This window comes from Devosia sp. MDV22-iso42 (assembly GCF_058629155.1).
Genome location: NZ_JBZVWR010000006.1, coordinates 390,962 through 412,772, shown reverse-complemented (window position 1 = coordinate 412,772; position 21,811 = coordinate 390,962). Strand labels below are relative to the sequence as shown.

The window sequence follows — 21,811 nt, the reverse complement described above, 5'->3', positions numbered from 1 at the left end:
TCACCCGCGCCCTCTGCAATCGATCCGTTGGTCCAGGCTACTGGGCAGCCGGCGCTGGCGCCGCCGCATCGGCTGCCGGTGCCGCAGCACCCTCTGCCGCCGGGGTCTCAAGCTGCTTGCGCAGCTCTTCGGCCCGATCCTGCAATACCTGCTCGAGCGCGTTCTCGCCGGTGGTTTCCTGGCGGAATTCGTCGAAGGTGATAGCGGTGTCGCCGTCATAGGTGGCGGTGAAGCCGGCCAGGTTGATCTCGATGGTTAGGTCCTGGTTCTGCCGGTTCTTGGCCGTCAGCTTGAGCGTGCTGCCCTTCTTGAGCGAGCTGACATACTGCTCGTTGATCACCAGCTGGGTGGCGCAGGAGGTGGGATCGCACAGCATATAGGGCACGCGCACCGGCTTGGAGCCGTCGATCTGCCAGGTCAGGCCGAACGGCAGCAATACGCCGAGCGGCACTGCAGCAACCGCGAGCAGTCGGCTTTCCTGGCCCGGATCGTCACGCAGCAGGAACGAGCCGAGGAACTGGCCATTGGCCACGACGACCTGGCGCAGGATACAGGCCTTCTGGCCATCGGGCAGCGGGTCGCAAACCTTGAGCCAGTTTGACGAGGCGGCGCCTTCCGCTGCGGCGGGAGCCGCGGCATCGGCAGCAGGTGCCTCGGTAGCGGCTGCGTCCGGTGCGGGCGCCGGTGCTGCATCTTGGGCGAAGGCCGACATCGAGGACAGCGTAAGCGCGGCCACCGCAAAACCAGCGACGAGGGGTTTCCTGAAGTTCATAGAATTTCCTTGGCTTCCTTGGCGGTCCCGGTGACTTGACGCCACCTTGAATATTGAACTGCCCTTCAAGTGCTTAATTCGGGCAATACCATGACCAACACCTCATGCCAAAGCATTATGGCGAGACAGGGTTTACGCGGGGCGTCAGGCAATATTCTCCACAAGTCTGGCCAGCCGGGACAAAATCGCTGCCGCGCCCTTGAGCCGGTCACCGGGTGTGGGCCAGTTGCGGGCGAACACAAGTTTCTGATCGGGCTTGATGCGCACCTGGCTGGCCGGATCGCTCACCATCTTGACCAGCCCCGCCGGATTGGCGAACTCGTTGTTGCGCAGGGTGATAACCGCCCCCTTGGGGCCGGCATCGACCTTTTCGACATTGGCCTGGCGGCACAGCGCCTTGACCAGAATCACCTTGAGCAGGGCCTCCACCTCCTCGGGCAAGGGCCCGAAGCGGTCGATCAGCTCGGCTCCGGCGGCGTCGATGTCGCGGATATCGGTGAGATCGCCCAGGCGCCGATAGAGCTGCATGCGCAACTGCAGGTCGGGCACGTAATATTCCGGGATCATCACCGGCATGCCCAGCGAGATCTGCGGACTCCACTCGTTCTTGTCCTCGTAATCGGCGTCGCCATTACGCAGATTGGCCACGGCCTCTTCCAGCATGGCCTGGTAGAGCTCGTAGCCCACCTCGCGGATATGGCCAGACTGTTCGTCGCCCAGCAAGTTCCCGGCCCCGCGGATGTCGAGATCGTGGCTGGCCAGCTGGAAGCCGGCGCCCAGGCTTTCCAGCGACTGCAGCACGCCCAGCCGGCGTTCGGCCGTGTCGGTCAGCTTGCGGTCGGCCGGCACGGTGAACAGCGCATAGGCGCGGGCCTTGGCGCGGCCGATGCGGCCGCGGATCTGGTAAAGCTGGGCGAGGCCGAAATGGTCGGCGCGATGCACGATCAGCGTATTGGCATTGGGAATGTCGAGCCCGGACTCGACAATGGTAGTGGCGACCAGCACGTCGAACTTGTTGTCATAAAAGGCATTCATCACGTCGTCGAGCGCGCCTGGGGCCATCTGGCCATTGGCGACGACAAACGACACCTCGGGCACCTGCTCCTTGAGGAACTCGGCAATCTCGACCTGGTCCTTGATGCGCGGCACCACGTAAAAGCTCTGCCCGCCGCGATATTTCTCACGCAGCAGCGCCTCGCGCACCGACAGCGCGTCAAACGGCGAGATGAAGGTGCGGATGGCCAGGCGATCGACTGGTGGCGTCGCCAGCAGGCTGAGATCGCGCACCCCGGTCAGCGCCATCTGCAGCGTGCGCGGAATTGGCGTCGCCGTCAGCGTCAGAACATGCACATTGGCCTTGAGGTCCTTAAGGCGTTCCTTATGGCCGACGCCGAAATGCTGCTCCTCGTCGATTATCAGCAGGCCCAGATCGCGAAACTCGATGGTCTTGCTGAGCAGGGCATGCGTGCCCACCACGATATCGACCTGCCCATCGGCCAGGCCTTCCTTGGTCGCCTTGAGCTCGGCCGAGCCGACCATGCGCGAGGCCTGCCGCACCCGCACCGGCAAGCCGGCAAAGCGTTCGGCAAAGGTCTTGAAGTGCTGGCGGCACAGCAGTGTCGTCGGCACCACGACGGCGACCTGCTTGCCGCTCAGCGCCACGGCAAAGGCGGCGCGCAGGGCGACTTCGGTCTTGCCGAAGCCCACATCGCCACAGACCAGTCGGTCCATGACGCGGCCCGAAGTCACGTCGTCGAACACGGCCGAAATGGCGGCCATCTGATCCTCGGTTTCCTCATAGGGGAAACGCGCGGCGAATTCGTCATAGGCGCCCGGATTGATCTCGATGACATCGGCACGCGTGAGCTGGCGCGCGGCTGCGATCTTGATCAGCTGCTCGGCCATTTCGCGGATGCGCTGCTTGAGCTTGCCCTTCTTGGCCTGCCAGGCGACGCCACCCAGCTTGTCGAGCGTGGTATTGCCCTCGTCGCTGCCATAGCGGGTCAGCAGCTCGATATTTTCGACCGGCAGATAGAGCTTGGTATCGCCGCCATATTCGAGCTCGACGCATTCATGCGGCGCCCCGCCGGCCTCGATGACCTTGAGCCCAAGGAACCGGCCGATGCCGTGATCGACATGCACCACGAGGTCGCCGGCGGCGAGGCTTGCCGCCTCGGTAAGCGCATCGCTGGCCTTCTTGCGACGCTGCGGCCGCAGGATGCGCTCGCCCAGTATATCCTGCTCGGAGAGCACCAGCAGGTCCTTGGTGGCAAAGCCGCTTTCGAGCGGCAGCACCACCAGCGAAGTGGTGGCGGCGCTGGTGGTTTCGGCGTCGCGCCAGTTTTCCGCCAAGCGCGGATTGGTCAGGCCATGATCCTTGAGCACCTGGGCCATACGGTCGCGGGTGCCCGTGCTCCAGCAGGCCACCACGGTGCGGCGGCCAGCCTTGCGCTCAGCCAGCAGGCGCTCGACCACCGATTGGAAGAGGTTTGTATCGGTGGCCTGGCGTTCGGCGGCAAAGCTGGGGGCAATCTGCCCACCGGCATCGTCTGCCTTCTTGGTGTCGGGCGCCATGAACTGGGAAAGCTGGATCACCGAGGCGCCGGCCAGCGCATAGGGATGCTCGTCCACGGCATAGAGCAGTTCCGGCTTTACCGGCTTGTAGGGCGCGCCGGTACCGGCCACCTGCGGGCTGAGGCGGGCGGCTTCGCGGGCGTCATAATAGTCGCGGATCTGTGCCACGCGGTCGCCATAGGCTTCGCTGGCCTGCTCATCGAAGATGAAGGGCGCGTCGCCGACATAGTCGGCCAGCGTGTCCAGGTGCTCGTAGAAGAACGGCAGCCAGTGCTCGGTGCCCGAATAGCGCGAACCGCCGCTGATCGAGGCATAAAGCGTGTCGCCCGCGGTATTGCCGCCAAAGGTGGCGGTATAGTTCTGCCGGAAGCGGCGAATGGTGGTCTCGGTCAGCACCACCTCGCTCATCGGCGTCAGCGCGATGGATTTGAGCGTGCCGGTGGTGCGCTGGCTGTCCGGATCGAAGGTGCGGATCGATTCCAGCTGGCTGCCGAAGAAGTCAAAGCGCAGCGGTGCCTCGGCACTGGCCGGAAACAGGTCGACCAGCCCGCCGCGCACGGCAAATTCGCCGCTTTCGCGCACGGTGGCGACGCGCAGATAGCCATTATTGGCCGCCCAGCCGATCAGCTTTTCGCTGTCGACGATACGGCCCGCCGCTGCGGAGAATGACATGGTTTCCACCACGTCGCGCGGCGGCAGGCGCTGGATCAAGCCATTGACCGTCGTCAGCACCACGGCGCCCCTGGTGCCGCTGGTCAGCGCCGCCAGCGTATTCATCCGCGCGGCAATCGTCACATTGTTGGGCGAGACCCGGTCATAGGGCAGGCAGTCCCAGGCCGGCAGCGTCAGCACCGGATGGCCGGGCAGCATGGCGGTGAGGATATCGGCCATGCGCTGCAGCCGTCTACCGTCGCGCGCGACAAAGACAATGCTGGCGGCATCCTCGGGCGCCGCCTCGATGCGCTGCTGGATCAGTCGCGCCAGCACCAGCGGCTGCATGCCATCGGGCACATTGGCAATGGTTCGGGTCGGGCGCCGGGCGATGATCTCGTTCATTTGGCCAGCCGGGCGTGATGGTCGGCGATCACTTCGGCCAAAAACTCGAGATCTATATGGTCAGGTGGCGTCACTTGCCCCATCACCCAGGTGAGCAGTGGCGGGTCTTCCTCGCTCATCAGCGCCTCGAGCCGGTCGAGGCCGGCCGCGTCCAGCGCCTCGGTATGGGCATCGGCATAGGGCCCCAGAATGAGGTCCATCTCCTTGGTTCCGCGGTGCCAGGCACGGTAGCGCAGCTTCTTGCGGCGCACGGCAATATCTTCACCGGCAGTCATTTGACACGCCATGATCCTGAATGGTGGTTGATTTGTCCTGTGTGTACGCGGATCGCGCGGCCTTGTCAGCCCCACCCCGGCAGTGAGCGGCGCCATCGCTCCCGATCCTGCGGCGACCGCCAGGCTGCCGTGCGCCATATGCCTGTTTAATCATCTCTGTCTTCCTGCTTAAATGAGCCGTCTCAGGCTCTTGAAGGAGTTCTGTATGTCGTGGATCCGTTTCAGAACACGGGGCGGTGTTCTCAAGATCAAGCCGCGCTGGCAGATGCGGACTGCCGAACACAACCGGGAGGTCCGCGTGATCGACCTCGGCATCGTGGTCATCGCCTGGTGGTCGGCAGATGATTTGAGGGAGCTTTAGGCTCCTCCAGTCGCCCGGTGCGACATTGCGTGGTGGATTTCGAGCCACCCGCGCCAATCGGCAACGCAACACCTGTACCCTGTGGTCAGGAGAATCACTGCCGTGTCGCGTCCAGAAAGCCTCTCACCACTGTTTGCCTCGCTGCACTCGATCAAGGGTGTCGGCGACAAGCTGGCCGCGTTGCTGACGCGGTTCTTCGGCGCGCCCGATGGCCAGGAGGCCATTGCCCTCGATATCCTGATGCACATGCCCTCCGGCGTGGTCGATCGCCGCCGCCAGGTCGGTATCGCCGAGGCTTATCTCAACCAGATCGTCACCCTGCTGATCCATATCGACCGCCACCAGCCGCCGCCGCACGGCAAGCCGCATGTGCCGCACCGGGTCTTCGCTCATGACGAAACAGGCGAAGTGCAGCTGGTCTTCTTCCGCGCCCAGGGCGGCTGGGTGGAAAAGGCCCTGCCCCTTGGCGAGGAGCGGTTCGTTTCCGGGACGATCGGCTTTTTCAACGGCGAAAAGCAGATCACCCATCCCGACTATATCGTTGAGCCCGACAAGTTTGCCAGCCTGCCGCTGGTCGAGCCGGTCTATCCGTTGACCCAGGGCTTGAGTTCCAAGGCTTTGGGCAAGCTGGTGCGCCAGGTGCTCGACAGCGTGCCCGCTATCCCCGAATGGATCGACACTGCGACAATAGCCCAGCGCAAATGGCCCAGTTTCGCCGATGCCATGCGCATGGTGCATCTGCCCGCCAATCCGGACGAAGCCCAGCTCTGGGCCCCTGCCCGCCAACGCCTTGCCTATGATGAGTATTTTGCCGGCCAGCTGACGCTGCAGCTGATCCGCTCCACAATGGTCGCCGACCGCGGCATCAGTCGCACGTTCAACGGTAAGGTCACGGCCAAGGTGAGCAGTCTGTTACCCTTTTCCCTCACCGAGGGGCAGTTGGTGGCCATTGGTGAAATTCGCGCCGACCTGGCCTCGCCCAACCGCATGTCGCGCCTGCTGCAGGGCGATGTCGGCGCCGGCAAGACCGTGGTGGCGCTGATGGCCATGGCCGCCATGGTCGAGAGCGGCGCCCAGTCAGCGCTGATGGCGCCCACCGAACTGCTCGCCGCCCAGCACTTCAAGACCCTCAAACCGCTATGTGATCTGGCCGGGCTGGGCTGCGAACTACTCACCGGCAAGATGGGCGCCGCCGAGCGCCGGACCAAACTGGCCGGCATTGCCGATGGCAGCACCGACATCGTCGTCGGCACCCATGCCCTGTTCCAGTCCGGCGTCGAGTTTCACAATCTGGGCCTCACCGTCGTCGACGAGCAGCACCGCTTCGGCGTGCATCAGCGCCTCGCCCTCTCCGACAAGGGCAGGCACACCGACCTCTTGGTCATGACCGCCACGCCGATCCCGCGCACCCTGGTGCTCACGCACTTTGGCGACATGGATGTCAGCATCCTGCGCGAAAAGCCCAAGGGGCGCCAACCCATTGATACGGCGGTGCTTTCCATCGGTGATTATGACCGCGTCATCGGCCGACTGCAGGCCCGTCTAGACGATGGGGCCCAGGCCTTCTGGGTCTGCCCGCTGGTCGAGGAAAGCGAGCATCTCGACGTCATGGCCGCCGAAGACCGCTTCGCCGAGCTGCAAAAGGTCTTTGGCGACCAGGTCGCGCTGGTGCATGGCCGCATGAGCGCCGCCGCCAAGCAGGACGTCATGACCCGCTTTTCCGCCAATGGCATCAAGCTCTTGGTCGCCACCACCGTCATCGAGGTCGGCGTCGACGTGCCCAATGCCTCAATCATGATCATTGAGCATGCCGAGCGCTTCGGGCTGGCCCAGTTGCACCAGCTGCGCGGTCGCGTCGGCCGCGGCTCGACCCGCTCCTCGTGCCTGCTGCTCTACAAGGGCAATCTCAGCGAAACCGCCAAGGCCCGGCTCGATACCATCAAGTCCACCGAAGATGGCTTTGTCATCGCCGAGCGCGATCTCGAACTGCGCGGCCAGGGCGACGTGCTCGGCACCCGCCAGTCCGGCATGCCCGGCTATCGCCTCGCCGTGCCCGATGTGCATCGCCATCTGCTCGACTATGCTCATGACGATGCCAAGGCGCTGCTCACAGCCGATCCGGCGCTGACCAGCCCGGCGGGCCAGGCCGCCCGCACCGCGCTCTACCTCTTCCGCAAGGACCTGGCGATCCCGCTGATCCGGGCGGGGTAGCCCCTATTCGACCGTCACCGATTTGGCCAGATTGCGCGGCTGGTCCACATCCGTGCCCATGAATACCGCGGTGTGATAGGCCAGCAGTTGCACCGGAATTGTGGCCAGGATCGGCGCCACGAAGCTTGAGACATGCGGGATCAGGATGATGTCGGCGACGCCGTGGCCCACCGTCTTGGCGCCTTCGGGGTCGGTGATCAGGATGATCTTGCCGCCGCGCGCCGCCACTTCCTGCATATTGGACAGCGTCTTGTCGACCAGCTCGTCGGAGGGCGCCACCACGATGACCGGCATGGCTTCGTCCACCAAGGCGATGGGGCCATGCTTGAGTTCACCTGCTGCATAACCTTCAGCGTGGATGTAGCTGATTTCCTTGAGCTTGAGCGCGCCTTCCATGGCGATGGGGAACATCGGGCCGCGCCCGAGATAGAGCACATCCTTGGCCTTGCTCAGCCCCTTGGCGATGTCCTTGATCTGGTCTTCGGTTCCCAAGGCCTCGGACACGGCCGTCGGCAGGCCGATCAACGCCCGCACCAGGTCGGTCTCCTGCTCGGCGCTCAGCACGCCACGCGCCCGACCGGCCGCGATGGCCAGGCTCGCCAGCGCCGTCAGCTGTGCCGTCAGTGCCTTGGTCGAGGCGACGCCGATTTCCGGGCCGCACAGAATCGGGAACACTACGTCGGATTCGCGGGCAATGGTGGATTCCACCGTATTGACCAATGCGGCGACATGCTGGCCCTGGCTGGCGCAATAGCGCAAAGCCGCCAGCGTATCGGCCGTCTCGCCCGATTGCGAGATGAACAGCGATAGCCCGCCCTTTTCCAGCGGCGGCTCACGATAGCGGAATTCGGAGGCGACATCGATGTCCACCGGCAGCCGCGCATAGCGCTCGAACCAGTATTTGGCCACGGCGCCCGCCAGAAAAGCGGTGCCGCAGGCGCTGATGGTCAGCCGGGTCAGGTCGGCAAAGTTGAAGGGCAGGTTTTCGCGGATGGCCACGCGCTCGGCGCCCATATCGACATAGTGGCTCAGCGTATGGCCGATGGTCTCGGGCTGCTCGTAGATTTCCTTGGCCATGAAGTGGCGGTGATTGCCCTTGTCCACCATCAGCGCCGAGGTCTGGGAAATCTGCTGCTCGCGCTGCACGATGGCGTCCTTGCCGTCGCGGATGGTGACGCCCCGGGGCGTGATGACCGCCCAGTCGCCGTCTTCGAGATAGCTGAGCCTTGCCGTGAATGGCGCCAGCGCCATGGCATCGGACCCCAGATACATTTCCGTCGCGCCATAGCCGATGGCCAGCGGCGCGCCGTGCCGGGCCGCGATCAGCAGACCCTCCTCGCCGCGGAACATGAAGGCCAGCGCAAAGGCGCCGCGCAGCACCTTGAGCGTGCGCGCCACGGCCAGTTCGGGGTCGGCGCCCCTGGCCAGCTCGCGCGATGTCCACAGCGCCACCGCCTCGGTATCGGTCTGGGTGGTCGGCAGGTAGCCGTCCTTGGCAAGGTCGGCCAGCATGTCGCGATAGTTTTCGATGATGCCGTTATGCACCACGGCCACGCGGTCGGTGGCATGCGGATGGGCATTCTGCTCGGTCGGCGCGCCATGCGTCGCCCAGCGCGTATGGCCAATGCCGATCTGTCCGCTCAGCGGCTCGAAGGCCAGCTTCTGGGCCAGATTGCCCAGCTTGCCTTCAGCGCGGCGACGGTCGATGCTGCCGCCCACCAGCGTAGCGACGCCGGCGCTGTCATAGCCGCGATATTCGAGGCGCTTGAGCGCGTCCACCAGACGGCCGGCGACTGGTTCGCCGCCGACAATCCCGACAATCCCGACAATCCCGCACATGGCTAGAGGCCCTTCTTGCTGAGTTTTTTCGCCTGGGCGGCGGCAAAGATCGCTTTGGCCCGTCCCGGTTTGTTGATCTGGCGACCGCGACCGAGCGCCAGTGCATCTGCTTCTACATCGTCGGTGATCACACTGCCACTGCCCACCAGCGCCCCCTCGCCCACCGTGACCGGCGCCACCAGCGAAGAGTTCGAGCCGATAAAGGCATTGTCGCCGACAATGGTGCGGTGCTTGTTGTAGCCGTCATAGTTCACCGTGATGACCCCGGCGCCGATATTGACCTCGGCGCCGATGCTGGCGTCCCCGATATAGCTGAGATGGCTGATCTTGGCGCCCGCGCCGATCTCGGCCTGCTTGATCTCGACAAAATTGCCCACCTTGACGTCCGCGCCCAGATTGGCGCCCGGCCGCAGCCGGGCGAACGGACCGACCGACGCATTGGGGCCGACATGGGCGCCTTCGATATGGCTGAAAGCATGGATCACCGCGCCGCTCTCGATCTTCACCCCCGGGCCAAACACCACATTGGGCTCGATGGTCACGTCCTGGGCGATCTCGGTATCGTAGGAGAACCAGACGCTCTTGGGATCCTTGAGCGTGACGCCGGCTCTCATGAAGTCCTCCCGCCGCACATCCTGGAACAGTCCCTCGGCCCGCGCCAACTGGCTGCGATCATTGACGCCCATCACATCGTCTTCGGGAGCGATACCGAAGCCGACCTTCTTGCCCGCCTTGTTCGCCAGTCCGACCAGGTCGGTTATGTAATATTCGCTCTGCACATTGTCGTTTTCGATCCGGTCGATCAGGTCACGAAAGACCTCGGCCCGGAACGCCAGGATGCAGGCATTGCACAGGCGGATGCGCCGCTCTTCTTCGCTGGCATCCTTGTGTTCGCGGATCGCCAGCAGGGTCTCGCCATCGGTGATGAAGCGGCCATAGCCGGTCGGATCCTTCGGCTCGAAACCGAGAATGGCCACATCCAGGCCCGCATCGAGTCGGTCGAGCACCACGCGGAAGTTCTCGCCCCGCAGGCGGGGATGATCGCCATAGACCACGGCAATATAGCCCTCGGCCCCGGCAAAAAGCTCCCGCGCCATGGCGGCGGCGTGGCCGGTACCCTTGGCCTCCGACTGTTCGAAATGCACCACGTCGGGCTGCATCGCCGTCACCGCCTGACGGATCGCCGTGTGCCCTGGGCCGGTGACCAGCGCAATGCGGCTCGACCCGGCGTCACGGGCGGCCCGGGTCACATGGCCGATGATCGGCAGCCCGCCCACCGGATGCAGCACCTTGGGCGTGCTGGAACGCATGCGGGTGCCTTCGCCGGCAGCCAGAATGATCGACAAAAGTTCCGTCATGGTATTTTTCCCGCATTGCGCGCTGTATCGCGCACATTTTCACAGATTTATGGCAGCCAAGCGTTGGCGAACCCCTAACCCGGACCGCATGGTGACTTTACTGCGCAATACCTGATTCGATTGCGCCATCGGGGTTTTTGACATTGGCCAAGGCATCGGCACAGTTCCGGCAATCGGACGTCACCAGCTGGGGCATCGTCGCCCTGGTCTGCGGCGCCATCGCGGTGCTCGGCGCCAATGTCTCGGCAGTGATACCCTCAAGCGTGCTGGGCGGCCTGCACAAGACCCGTATCGAAGGCGCCTCCCTAGACCAGTTGCGGCTCCAGGTTGCCGAACTGCGCGAGCAGACCCTGCAGCTCAAGCGTGACAACACCGTGTTGACGACGCGCTTTGCCCTGGCCGAGCAGCAGGGCAATGCGGTGCAGCAGCGCGTCGGCTCGCTCGAGGTCAGCCTGCCGCGCCTGCTCGAATATCAGACAGCCAATACGGCGATCGACCGCTCGGCAGTCACGGCGTCAGTCGGTGAGGCCGTTGAATATGATGCCGATGGTGGCACGGTCAAGATCCGCCAGCAGCCCATGGCCGCAGCGGCAGATGCCACCGGACAGCCCCTCCCGGCCATAGTCGAGACAGCCTCCATTCCCGCGCCCAATGCCATGACTTTCGGCATGGCGCTCGGCCCGGCCGTGCCGGCCGACCAGGCGCTGGGCGCCTGGAACGACCTGTCGCTCAAGCTGGGCCCGCTGCTGTTCGGCCTGTCTCCCCTGGTGCTCGACGCCGGTGACGGCGTCAGCAAACGCATCATCGTCGGCCCCATCGCCGAGCTCTCGGAGGCCACTGCGCTGTGTACCCGCCTCGAACGTATTTCGATTGCCTGCCTGCCCACCCCGTTTACCGGAACGCCGCTGCGCGATTGAGTTCGGCGCAATTGCGGTTGACAGCGTGGGCAACGTGGCTATGTTCCGCCGCGACGCCCAAAGCGTCGATCTTGGTGCGTGCCGGTAGCTCAGTGGTAGAGCATTCGACTTTTAATCGAATGGTCGAGGGTTCGACCCCCTCCCGGCATACCAAGCTTCTTCCTTCATTCTGATCGGGCCCCTGCAGTGTCACAGGATACCATCGATCTGCTCAAGGTCCTCGCCGCGACGCTGGTGACCTTTGCCGCCAGCACGCTGGTCATGCTCTATGTCATCTATGTGCTGGCCCAGTATGGGGCCAACCTGCCGATGATTGGCGCGCTGCCGCTCACGGCCCCGCCCGAAATGGTGCCCCTGCTGGCCAACAACCAGATCCTGCCCACCCTGGCGGCCGTGCATGTCACGGCAACCGGGCTGGCGCTGCTGCTGACCGCCCATACCATCGACATGGCCCTGCTGATCACCGCCAAGGCCGTCACGGTCGTGGTGACGGCGCTGCTCGGCTTTGTCGTGGGCCATATGATATACCTGCAGCTGACTGAAGGCGCCGCCATCCATCTGACGCCGCTCAACCCGGTCTTCATCGCCCTGCTGGGCTTTCTGCTGCTGTCATCGTTCCTCAGCGTGCCCACCCTGCGCCAGCTGGGCAATCTGCGCTATGTGGCAGCGGTCGGCCTGGTGTTGCTCGGACCGCTGCTGCTGGTCTGGCTTTAGCCACTCCACATTGCCGCCAGACCCCCCGGGATAAAGCCGTCGAAAGCCTGAGCGTGCCGAACAAATCGCCACGCGGTCGCCCGCCGGGCGCTATGCTAGGCCGCCAGGGTGATAACCACGGCCCCGCGCGGCGTCGCCACCACGGTATGCTCATACTGCACGCAGGGTGCCGATGGCCGGCTGACCAGCGTCCATTCGTCATCGGCCGACTTCTGGTCCGCCATGCGCCCACCCAGTGACAGGAAGGGCTCGATGGTGAACACCAGCCCGTTCGTCATCCGGCGTCGCTCCGAGCGATCCGGCCAGGTGGCGATCTCGCCGGGCTCGTCATGCAGGCTGTCGCCGACGCCGTGGCTGGCCAGGTTCCGGATCAGGCTATAGCCGCCCTTCTTGGCAAACTTGCCAATGGCGTCGCCAATGTCGGCCAGCGGCGCGCCGGCCTTGACCGTATTGATGCCCGCCCACATCGCCTTCTTGCCGTCGCGACAGAGCTTGACCACGCGCGGGTCGCCCTCGCCGAGCACGAAGGAGGCGCCGCAATCGGCAAACACGCCATCCTTGGCCGCCGACACGTCGATATTGACCAGGTCCCCCTCGCGCAGCACCCGGTCACCCGGAATGCCATGGGCGATCTCCTCATTGACCGAGATGCAGGTGGCACCCGGAAAATTATAGGTGATCACCGGCGCCGACAGCGCCCCATGCTCGGCCAGCAGTTTGGCGCCGATCTCGTCGAGCTCAAGAGTCGTCATGCCCGGCCGCATGGCTGCTGCCATGGCGTCGCGGGTGATGGCGCAGATGCGGCCGATGGCCTTGAGCTTTTCGAGCTGTTCTTCCGTCGTGATGGTCAAATGTCTAGGCCTTGTTGGCTTGATAATAGGCCAGCAGGCCCTGGGTCGAGCTATCATGCCCTTCCCCGCTCTGGCGGCCTTCCACCTTGGGCAGCAATGCCTTGGCCAGCTGCTTGCCCAGCTCCACGCCCCACTGGTCATAGGAATTGACGTTCCAAATCACGCCCTGGGTGAACACCTTGTGCTCATAGAGGGCCACCAGCGAACCCAGCATTTCCGGCGTCAGCTGCTCGTAGAACAACGTGTTGGAGGGGCGGTTGCCAGGGAACACCTTGTGCGGAGTCAGGTCCTTGATCTGCGCCTTGGAGAGGCCCTGCCCCTTGAGCTCGGCCACGACCTCGTCGGCCGTCTTGCCAAGCATCAGCGCCTCGGACTGCGCCAGCACATTGGCTACCAGCTTGTCGTGATGCGGCGGCAGGCTTTCATGCGGCTTGGCAGCAATGAGGAAATCGCAGGGGATGATGTCGGTACCCTGGTGGATCAGCTGGTAGAAGGCGTGCTGGCCATTGGTGCCCGGCTCGCCCCAGACGATCGGCCCGGTTGACCAGCCGACGGGTTTGCCTGCCAGCGTCACCGACTTGCCGTTGCTCTCCATGTCCTGCTGCTGCAGATAGGCGGCAAAGCGGCTCATGCGCTGGTCATAGGGCAGCACGGCATGGGTCGAAAAACCCCAGACATTGCGATACCAGACGCCCAGCACGGCCATGATCACCGGCAGGTTTTCTTCCAGCGGGGCGGAGAGGAAATGCCGGTCCATGGCGTCGGCACCGGCCAGGAACTTGGCGAAATTGTCATAGCCGACCGCAATGGCGATCGGCAGGCCGATGGCGGACCACACCGAATAGCGCCCGCCGACCCAGTCCCAGAACCCGAAGATGCGGTCCTCGCGAATGCCGAACTTGGCGCAGGCCGGGATATTGGTGGAGACGGCGGCAAAGTGGTTGGGCACCGCCTCTTCGCCCAGCGTATCGGCGATCCAGTCCCGCGCCGTGCCGGCATTGGTCATGGTCTCGTCGGTGCTGAAGGTCTTGGAGGCAATGACGAACAGCGTCGTCTTGGGATCGAGCCGTTTGAGCACATCATGGATATGGGCGCCGTCGACATTGGAGACGTAATGCGCGCGCAGGTCGGCCCGCGTATAGGGCTCAAGGGCCAGCGTCACCATGGCCGGCCCGAGGTCTGAGCCGCCGATGCCGATATTGACCACATCGGTGAACTGGGCGCCGCCATGGCCGCGAATGGTGCCGTTGCGGATCTCGGTGCTGTAGCTCTCGAGCGCAGCGAGCACGGCGCGCACCTCGGGCATGACGTCCTTGCCATCGACCTCGACCGGCTTGTCGCCCTGGTAGCGCAGGGCCATATGCATCACGGCCCGGTCTTCGGTCAGGTTGATATGCATGCCCTCGCACATCTGGTCGCGCCGTTCCTCGACCCCGGCGGCGCGCGCCAGGTCGAACAGCGCCGCCATGGCGTCTTCGTCGATGCGGTTCTTGGAATAATCGAGCAGCACGCCGGCGCCGCTCGCCGAATAGCGCTTGAAGCGGTTCGGATCGACGGCAAACTGTACCCGCATGGGCTGGTCTTCCAGTCGCTTGCGATGCTTGCTCAGGCTCGAGAAACTCGCCTTGCGTCCAGCTTTAGCCATGTCGAGAACCCTTTCAGGAGATCAGAGAACAGGCAGATCGCCCGCGGCCCATGCCGCGCGGGTTTCTGCCGCATAATCGGTAAAGCGACCGGCTTCGATCGCGCGGCGACAGTCCTGCACCAGCTCTTGATAATAGGCCAGGTTCATCTGGGAAAGGATCATCGCGCCCAAAATCTCTTCTGTCTTAACGAGGTGATGCAGATAGGCGCGGCTCCAGCGCCGACAATTGGGGTTGGGCGAGGCCTCGTCGATCGGCCGGTGGTCATCCCTATGCCGGGCATTTTTCAGGTTGATGACGCCGAACCGGCTATAGACATGGCCATGCCGGCCGGCCCGTGTCGGGTGCACGCAGTCGAACATGTCGATGCCGCGCCCGATGGCGCCCAGGATATCGTCGGGCTTGCCGACGCCCATCAGGTAGCGCGGCCGGTCGGTCGGCAGCTCGGGGGTAATCTCCTCGAGCACGCGGAACATCACCTCCTGCGGCTCGCCCACGGCCAGGCCCCCCACGGCATAGCCGTCAAAGCCGATCGATTTCAGCCCTTGGGCCGAGCGCAGCCGCAGGTCGGCGTCGTCGCCGCCCTGCACGATGCCGAACAGCGCCCGGTTCTGCTGGTTGTTGAAGGCATTCTTGGAGCGGTCGGCCCAGCGCAGCGACAGCTCCATGGCGCGCTCGATTTCCTTGCGCTCGGCCGGCAGCTTGATGCACTCGTCGAGCTGCATGATGATGTCGCTGTCGAGCAGGGTCTGGATCTCGATAGAACGTTCCGGCGTCAGCTCGTGGCTGGAGCCATCGATATGCGACTTGAAGGTCACGCCATGCTCGGTCAGCTTGCGCAACTGCGCCAGCGACATGACCTGGAAGCCGCCGCTATCGGTCAGGATCGGCCGCTGCCAGTCCATGAAATTGTGCAACCCGCCCTGGCGGGCCACGCGCTCGGCGCCTGGCCGCAGCATCAGGTGATAGGTATTGCCCAGCAGGATATCGGCGCCGGTTTCGCGCACCTGCTCGGGATACATGGCCTTGACCGTCCCGGCCGTGCCCACCGGCATGAAGGCGGGCGTCTGGATATCGCCGCGCGGCGTATCGATGCGCCCGCGACGGGCGAGGCCATCGGTCTGCGAAAGGGTAAAGGTGACTTGCTTGTCTGTCGTGCTCATGGCGCGGGTTCTAGCGGGTTGGTCGCAGCCACACAACTGGGCGCTGCGAGCTGGCGCCCCTCTCCCCTGAGGGGAGAGGCAAGTGGGCGGATCGACGCACTGGCCGCCCTAGTGCGCCCGAAGCAGCAAGGACGAATCTCCGTAGGAATAGAACCGGTAACCCTCGCGTATCGCGTGGGCATAGGCCTCTTTCATCACGTCGAACCCGGCAAAAGCGCTGACCAGCATGAACAGCGTGGATTTGGGCAGATGGAAATTCGTCATCAGTGCATCCACCGTGGCAAATTTGAAGCCCGGCGTGATGAAGATGTCCGTGTCGCCGCTGAACGGCGCCAGCGTGCCACTGGCGCGCGAGGCGCTTTCGAGCAGGCGCAGGCTGGTGGTGCCGACAGCCACCACCCGGCCGCCAGCCGCGCGGGCCGCATTGATGCGCTCGACCGTTTCCGCGCCGATTTCGCCCCATTCGGCATGCATCACATGGTCGTCGGTATCGTCCACCTTCATCGGCAGGAAGGTGCCCGCCCCGACATGCAGCGTCACCCGCTCGATGGACACGCCCATGGCGGCGATCTGCTGCAGCAGCTTTTCGGTGAAATGCAGCCCCGCCGTCGGCGCGGCCACGGCGCCATCCTCGGCCGCATAGACGGTCTGGTAATCGGTCTTGTCGCGTTCTTCGAGTCCGCGCTTGAGCCCGATATAGGGCGGCAGCGGCATGGCGCCATGCGCCTTGATCGCTTCGTCCAGCGCGGCCCCGCCAAGATCGAATTCCAGCGTTACCTCGCCGGTCTCGCCCTTGCCGGCGACGCGGGCGGTCAGGGCATCGGCCTGGCCATTGCCCAGTTCGAGCTGGTCGAGCACATGCAGTCTCTTGGCCGGCCGGGCAAAGGCGCGCCAGGTATGGGCATCGACCCTTTTGTGCAGGTTGAACGACACATTGGCGCGGTTTTCCCCGCGCACCCGGCTGCCGCGCAGTTCGGCAGGCAGCACGCGGGTGTCATTGACCACCAGCACGTCACCCGCCTTGAGCAGGGTCAGCAGGTCGGGAATGTGCAGGTCGCGCAGCCCCCTGGCCGGATCGACCAGCAGCAGGCGCGCACTGTCCCGCGGCTCGGCGGGGTGCAGGGCAATGAGCTCTTCGGGGAGTGCAAAATCGAAGTCGGAAACCAGCATGCGTCCTGCCTAGCAGTTCAAGGCAAATTGGCAAGTCCATAGGCAGTAAGACGGTTCACAGTCATGCCGCCATGCCGAATATAGACGGCTCCGTCCCTTGCATTTTCACATCTCAAGTGAGATTTGAAGTGCATGGAGACCAATTTGCCCACCACCCGCAAGCAGACCCAGCTCGCAACGAGGGAAAGTCTGCTGGCCGCTGCCGGCGCGCTGGTGGCCCGCAAGGGTATTGCCGCGCTCTCGACCCGCGCTGTCTGCGAGGCGGCTGGCTTCAGCCAGGGTGCGTTCTATTCCAATTTCGACAACATGGACGCTCTGCTGCTCGCCCTGATGCAGCGGCATCTCGCCGCCGAGATCGACCAGCTCAACGCCCTCCTGGCCACCCACGATGAAGAGAACCTGGTCGGGCTCAACCAGGCGCTGGCCGCCCACTTTGCCCAACTCGCCGCGGATGATGATCTGTCGCTGCTGTCGGTCGAGCTGCAGGTGCACGCCCTGCGCGACCCCGCCTTTGCCGTCCGCTATGACGCCACGCGCCATGCCTATCTCGATGCGCTGAGCGGCATCATCGGCGCCATTCTCAGCCGGCATGAGCTGCGCCCAGCCTTGCCGTTGCGGGAACTGGCCAGGGGCCTGCATGCCCTGTGGACCGGCCTGGCCGTGCAATCCGCAGCCGATGCCGGGATGTCCAGCGAACGCATGCTTCTTGCCTTTTTCATGGCGTTGGCCGATGGCCGCGCCGTCCTCGAACAAACAGGCCACGCCGATCAGCGCGACGCGACCCTGTCTGCCAGCTGACCACCTCAGAGGAATAGACCATGACTATCAAGAACGTCACCGTGCTGGGCACGGGCGTATTGGGGGCGCAGATCGCCTTCCAGTCCGCCTATAAGGGCTTCAATGTCACCGCCTATGACATCAACGACGCCGCCATCGACAAGGCCAGGACCTTCCTGGACTACCTGGCCGGACGCTACCTGGCCGACGTCCCCGGCGCCGACGCATCAACCATTGCCGACGCACGCTCCCGCCTGACCTTCGTCACCGACCTGGGTGCCGCGACCCGGGATGCCGACCTCGTCATTGAGGCCGTGCCCGAAAAGATCGCGCTCAAGCGCGAGATCTACGCCAAACTGGGGGCAGTCGCCCCGGCCAAGGCCATCTTTGCCAGCAATTCCTCAACCCTGCTGCCCAGCGCCATGGCGGAATCCACCGGCCGGCCCGACCGCTTCCTCGCCCTCCATTTCGCCAACGAGATCTGGACCAACAATATCGCCGAGATCATGGGCCATCCCGGTACATCACCCGAGGTTTTCCGCACCGTGGTCGACTTCGCCAGCGCCATCGGCATGGTGCCGATCGAGATCCACAAGGAGCAGGCTGGCTATGTGCTCAATTCGCTGCTGGTGCCCCTGCTCGCCGCCGCGGGCCAGCTGCTGGTCAAGGGGATTGCCAGCCCCCAGGACATCGACAGCACCTGGAAAATCGCCACCAAAGCCCCCAAGGGGCCGTTCGAGATCTACGACATCATTGGCCTCAACACCGCCTATGCCGTGTCCTCGACACCCGGCAGCGGTCAGGAGAACTTTGCCGCCTATCTCAAGGAAAACTACATCGACAAGGGCAAGCTGGGCGTCGCCACCGGCGAAGGGTTCTATACCTATCCGCGTGCCTAGCCTGGTGTGAACGAAAAACCCCCGGGACGGGGTCCCGGGGGTCAAAACAGGCGGCGAGCACGCCATGGCGCCCGCGCTGGCATTAGGCGGCGATGTCGGCCGCGACCTTGACCGACACCATCTTGTCGGGATTGATCACGGGCTCGCCGCGCTTGATCTTGTCGACATTGTCCATGCCTTCAATGACCTGGCCCCACACGGTGTACTGCTTGTTGAGGAACGGCGTATCGCCAAAGCAGAGGAAGAACTGCGAATTGGCCGAATCCGGGCTCTGCGCGCGGGCCATCGAGGCCGTGCCGCGAACATGTGGCTCGGCGCTGAATTCCTGCTTCAGGTCGGGATACTTCGAACCGCCGGTGCCACGGCCCTGCGGGCAGCCGGTCTGGGCCATGAAGCCCTCGATAACGCGGTGAAACACGATGCCGTCATAAAAGCCTTCGCGAACCAGCTTCTTGATATGCGCGACATGGTTCGGCGCCAGGTCCGGACGCATGGCGATAACGACTTCGCCCTGGGTGGTTTCGATGACGAGGGTGTTTTCGGGATCCGCGTATTCAGCCATTTTGGGTGCTTTCTGATTGGAGATTCTGGCCCGCATGTAAGGGCAAAGGGCGATGGGTGCAAGGTCGGCCGATCGCGGCACCCCCTCCTATCCTCCCCCTGAAGGGGGAGGGACAGATCGAGTTTGCGGCCCAATCGAGCCAAACCCACCGCGCGGTCCCTCCCCCTTCAGGGGGAGGTCAGGTGGGGGAGCGGCTTACTTATATTCGATCGTCGCCTTGACGATCTTGTCCGGATTGGCGACCGAACCGTTCTGTTCCTTGGGGCCCTTTTCCAGCGCATCCACCAGTTCCATGCCGGTGATCACCTTGCCGAACACGGTATACTGGCCGTCGAGGAAACTGGCATCGGCCGTGACGATGAAGAACTGCGAGTTGAATGAATTTGGATCCTGCGAGCGGGCGGCGCCGAGCGCGCCGCGCTGGAAGCTTTCGGCATTGAACTCGGCCTCGACATCGGGCTGGTCCGAACCGCCCATGCCGGCGCGCGACAGGTCGAATTCGGGACCATCGGTCTTGCCATAGGTCACGTCGCCGGTCTGGGCCATGAAGCCGTCGATGACGCGGTGGAACACCACGCCGTCATAGTCGCCCGCTTCGGTCAGCGCCACCACGCGCTCGACATGCTTGGGCGCCAGTGCTGGCAGCAGTTCGATATCGACGGCGCCGTCTTCCAGCGTCAGGATCAGGTGGGGCGTGCCCGACTGGGCGAAGGCCGGAGTGGCAAGAGCGACAGCGCCGATAACGAGCGCGCCGAACAGGCGACGGGTGATTGCGGTCATGAGGATTTCAGGGCCTTGAGAACGATTTGCGGGACGAAGGCGGAGATGTCGCCGCCCATTTCAGCGATCTGGCGCACCAATGTGGCCGAGATATGCCGGACGGGGGGACTGGAGGGCAGGAAAACGGTCTGCAGGTCCGGCGCCATCTGCGCATTCATGCCCACCATCTGCATTTCATAGTTGTAATCAGTGGTGTCGCGCAGGCCGCGAATGATGAGCTTGGCGCCATGCTCGCGGGCGGCATTGACCATCAGCCCGGAGAAATCGACGATCTTGAATTCGGTATCGGTGCGCTTGCCCACCGGGCCCAGCACCTGTTCCAGAATCAGCAGCCGATCGGCATGGGCAAATAGCGGCGTCTTCTTGCCCGGATTGATTCCCACGGCGACCACCAGCGTATCGACCAGCTTGCAGGCCCGCTCGATGACGTCCAGATGCCCGTTGGTCAGCGGATCAAACGAGCCCGGATAGAACCCAACCAGCTTGCTCACGGCGCCCTCCCCTTTGTGTTGTCAGGGTTTTGTCACGCGGGGGGCCGTAGCGCAAGAACCGCCGCACTGGTCAGACCGAGCACGATCAGCAGCGCGCCACCCGCCAGAAAGGCAGCGCCGGTGCCCCATGCACCGGCAATGGCGCTGCCGATGAAGGGCGCCGAGAGCATCACCGCCATGATCACCGCTTCGCCGGCGGCAAAGACCCGCGCGATGCGGTCCGGCGGCGCCTGTGTCTGCACAATGGTGCGGTAGGGCACGAGCATGAAGGCCGTCGAGCCGCCCATCAGCGCCAGCACGAGGAAGAACGGCAAGGCCGGCAGATCATGACCGAGCATGGCCACGAGCCCGACAAAGGCCGTCACCGCGCCCGAAAACAGCGCCGCACCGATCATGCTGGGCAGGGGATGGCGCGCCGCAAGCGGGCCAGCGAGTAGCGCTCCCAGCAGGCCGCCTGCCCCCGACGCGGCAATGCCGATGCCGAAAGCACTGGCGCCCAGGCCAAAATCGTCGGCCAGCAGGGCGATCAGCGCGTCGTAGAGAAAGAACGAGAAATAGGCGATGGCGGCAAAGACCAGGGCCATCAGCAGCAGCCGGCTGCGGCGGAATTCGGCGGCGCCCGCCAGCAGTTCGGTGCGGAAGTCGCTGGCCTTGCGCGGCGGCCGGGCCGGCAGCGCCAGTCCGAAGACAAGCGCGGCAGCCAGCAGCGACAGCACGGCATTGCAGCCGAACACGCTCTGGGCCGGCATGATGGCCAGCAGCATTCCGCCCAGCGCCGGACCGGCAATCTTGGAAGTCTGGTTGATGGCCTGGTGCAGGCCATTGGCGCGCGCCAGCAGGTTCGGCGGCGTCGAGGCCTGGATCGCCGCCTGGCGGGCCGGGGTGAAGGCGGAGTCGATGCAGGCACGGACAAAGACGATGGCCAGGACCACGGCGGTATGGTCGGCAAACATCAGTGCCAGCGTCGCCAGGCCCCGCCCCAGATTGCTCAGCACCAGGATGGTTGGCAGCGGCATGCGGTCGACCACCATGGCCAGCAGCGGGCCGACGGCGACATAGGGCAGCGTCAGGCAGAAGGCAAAGAGCGCCAGCACCAGCGGCCCCTCGCCCCAGGCAAACACCAGCAAGGCGATGATGGCGGCATAATCGAGCCAGTCGGCAAAATCGGCGGGGATCGACGCCAGTGCCAGCCGGCGGGGTACCGGCAGGGCGAGCAGCGAACGGTAACCGGCCGGTTGCGCTCTATCCATCATGCCCGCTCGGTGACGTCCAGATGCCCATTGGTGCCCGGATCAAACGAACTCGGACAGACCCAAACCAGCGTGCTCATGGCGCCATCCCCTTGTGGTGGAACAATTTTGTCATGCAGGCGGATCGATGGCAAGGCAGGCGCCGTCA

The 21,811-nt window shown here is 64.4% G+C and carries 19 protein-coding genes and 1 tRNA gene; 7 read left to right on the top strand and 13 right to left on the bottom strand.

Going from position 1 to position 21,811, the window contains the following annotated elements; translation table 11 throughout:
* Positions 1–37 precede the first annotated feature (37 nt).
* The 3 genes from AC4NN3_RS03645 to AC4NN3_RS03635 all read right to left on the bottom strand — a co-directional run bounded on the left by AC4NN3_RS03645 (position 38) and on the right by AC4NN3_RS03635 (position 4,677).
* A complete protein-coding gene (locus AC4NN3_RS03645) occupies positions 38–772 on the bottom strand; it encodes an invasion associated locus B family protein (protein WP_491925750.1) in 735 nt (244 codons plus the stop codon).
* 144 nt (positions 773–916) lie between these two features.
* Complete coding sequence (gene mfd, locus AC4NN3_RS03640) at positions 917–4,402, bottom strand: transcription-repair coupling factor (RefSeq protein WP_491925749.1); 3,486 nt, start codon at positions 4,400–4,402, stop codon at positions 917–919.
* Positions 4,399–4,677, bottom strand: a complete 279-nt coding sequence (locus AC4NN3_RS03635; protein WP_491925748.1) for an FAD assembly factor SdhE — start codon at positions 4,675–4,677, stop codon at positions 4,399–4,401. Before AC4NN3_RS03635 ends, mfd begins: the two co-directional genes overlap by 4 nt.
* 205 nt (positions 4,678–4,882) lie before the next feature.
* Here AC4NN3_RS03635 and AC4NN3_RS03630 point away from each other — a divergent pair, with 205 nt between their 5' ends.
* On the top strand, positions 4,883–5,038 hold the full coding sequence (locus AC4NN3_RS03630) for a hypothetical protein (protein WP_491925747.1): 156 nt from the start codon (positions 4,883–4,885) through the stop codon (positions 5,036–5,038).
* 102 nt (positions 5,039–5,140) lie between these two features.
* Entirely contained in the window at positions 5,141–7,249 is a 2,109-nt protein-coding gene (gene recG, locus AC4NN3_RS03625) for an ATP-dependent DNA helicase RecG (protein ID WP_491925746.1), read from the top strand.
* Between the two features lie 3 nt (positions 7,250–7,252).
* Here recG and glmS read toward each other — a convergent pair whose 3' ends face one another.
* Positions 7,253–9,079, bottom strand: a complete 1,827-nt coding sequence (gene glmS / locus AC4NN3_RS03620) for a glutamine--fructose-6-phosphate transaminase (isomerizing) (RefSeq protein WP_491926456.1) — start codon at positions 9,077–9,079, stop codon at positions 7,253–7,255.
* Between the two features lie 11 nt (positions 9,080–9,090).
* On the bottom strand, positions 9,091–10,446 hold the full coding sequence (gene glmU / locus AC4NN3_RS03615; protein ID WP_491925745.1) for a bifunctional UDP-N-acetylglucosamine diphosphorylase/glucosamine-1-phosphate N-acetyltransferase GlmU: 1,356 nt from the start codon (positions 10,444–10,446) through the stop codon (positions 9,091–9,093).
* 143 nt (positions 10,447–10,589) lie between these two features.
* Between glmU and AC4NN3_RS03610 the strand changes: the two genes are divergently transcribed.
* The 3 genes from AC4NN3_RS03610 (at position 10,590) to AC4NN3_RS03600 (ending at position 12,077) form a co-directional block, all read left to right on the top strand.
* Entirely contained in the window at positions 10,590–11,363 is a 774-nt protein-coding gene (locus tag AC4NN3_RS03610) for a hypothetical protein (protein ID WP_491925744.1), read from the top strand.
* Positions 11,364–11,441: 78 nt separating this feature from the next.
* Positions 11,442–11,516: transfer RNA gene (locus AC4NN3_RS03605), tRNA-Lys, on the top strand.
* Positions 11,517–11,549: 33 nt separating this feature from the next.
* Complete coding sequence (locus AC4NN3_RS03600; protein WP_491925743.1) at positions 11,550–12,077, top strand: hypothetical protein; 528 nt, start codon at positions 11,550–11,552, stop codon at positions 12,075–12,077.
* A gap of 95 nt (positions 12,078–12,172) precedes the next feature.
* On the opposite strand, the gene map is transcribed toward AC4NN3_RS03600, so the two are convergent.
* The 4 genes from map to queA all read right to left on the bottom strand — a co-directional run bounded on the left by map (position 12,173) and on the right by queA (position 16,904).
* Complete coding sequence (map, locus tag AC4NN3_RS03595; RefSeq protein WP_491925742.1) at positions 12,173–12,928, bottom strand: type I methionyl aminopeptidase; 756 nt, start codon at positions 12,926–12,928, stop codon at positions 12,173–12,175.
* Between the two features lie 4 nt (positions 12,929–12,932).
* On the bottom strand, positions 12,933–14,573 hold the full coding sequence (gene pgi / locus AC4NN3_RS03590) for a glucose-6-phosphate isomerase (protein WP_491925741.1): 1,641 nt from the start codon (positions 14,571–14,573) through the stop codon (positions 12,933–12,935).
* A 21-nt stretch (positions 14,574–14,594) separates the two neighbouring features.
* On the bottom strand, positions 14,595–15,734 hold the full coding sequence (gene tgt / locus AC4NN3_RS03585; RefSeq protein ID WP_491925740.1) for a tRNA guanosine(34) transglycosylase Tgt: 1,140 nt from the start codon (positions 15,732–15,734) through the stop codon (positions 14,595–14,597).
* Between the two features lie 108 nt (positions 15,735–15,842).
* A complete protein-coding gene (queA, locus tag AC4NN3_RS03580) occupies positions 15,843–16,904 on the bottom strand; it encodes a tRNA preQ1(34) S-adenosylmethionine ribosyltransferase-isomerase QueA (RefSeq protein WP_491925739.1) in 1,062 nt (353 codons plus the stop codon).
* Between the two features lie 144 nt (positions 16,905–17,048).
* Here queA and AC4NN3_RS03575 point away from each other — a divergent pair, with 144 nt between their 5' ends.
* A complete protein-coding gene (locus tag AC4NN3_RS03575; protein WP_491925738.1) occupies positions 17,049–17,702 on the top strand; it encodes a TetR/AcrR family transcriptional regulator in 654 nt (217 codons plus the stop codon).
* Positions 17,703–17,722: 20 nt separating this feature from the next.
* The gene (locus AC4NN3_RS03570; RefSeq protein WP_491925737.1) at positions 17,723–18,580 is read left to right on the top strand and encodes a 3-hydroxyacyl-CoA dehydrogenase; all 858 of its coding nucleotides are present in this window, start codon (positions 17,723–17,725) and stop codon (positions 18,578–18,580) included.
* Between the two features lie 82 nt (positions 18,581–18,662).
* On the opposite strand, the gene AC4NN3_RS03565 is transcribed toward AC4NN3_RS03570, so the two are convergent.
* The 4 genes from AC4NN3_RS03565 to AC4NN3_RS03550 all read right to left on the bottom strand — a co-directional run bounded on the left by AC4NN3_RS03565 (position 18,663) and on the right by AC4NN3_RS03550 (position 21,666).
* Positions 18,663–19,142, bottom strand: a complete 480-nt coding sequence (locus AC4NN3_RS03565) for a peptidylprolyl isomerase (RefSeq protein ID WP_193335859.1) — start codon at positions 19,140–19,142, stop codon at positions 18,663–18,665.
* A 195-nt stretch (positions 19,143–19,337) separates the two neighbouring features.
* Positions 19,338–19,922, bottom strand: coding sequence for a peptidylprolyl isomerase (locus AC4NN3_RS03560; protein ID WP_491925736.1), 585 nt, complete (start codon positions 19,920–19,922; stop codon positions 19,338–19,340).
* The gene (gene coaD / locus AC4NN3_RS03555; RefSeq protein WP_193335857.1) at positions 19,919–20,413 is read right to left on the bottom strand and encodes a pantetheine-phosphate adenylyltransferase; all 495 of its coding nucleotides are present in this window, start codon (positions 20,411–20,413) and stop codon (positions 19,919–19,921) included. The genes AC4NN3_RS03560 and coaD overlap by 4 nt, the downstream gene beginning before the upstream one ends.
* A 32-nt stretch (positions 20,414–20,445) precedes the next feature.
* Positions 20,446–21,666 carry an MFS transporter gene (locus tag AC4NN3_RS03550; RefSeq protein WP_491925735.1) on the bottom strand — a complete coding sequence of 407 codons (1,221 nt, stop codon included), beginning with the start codon at positions 21,664–21,666 and terminating at the stop codon, positions 20,446–20,448.
* Positions 21,667–21,811: the final 145 nt, after the last annotated feature.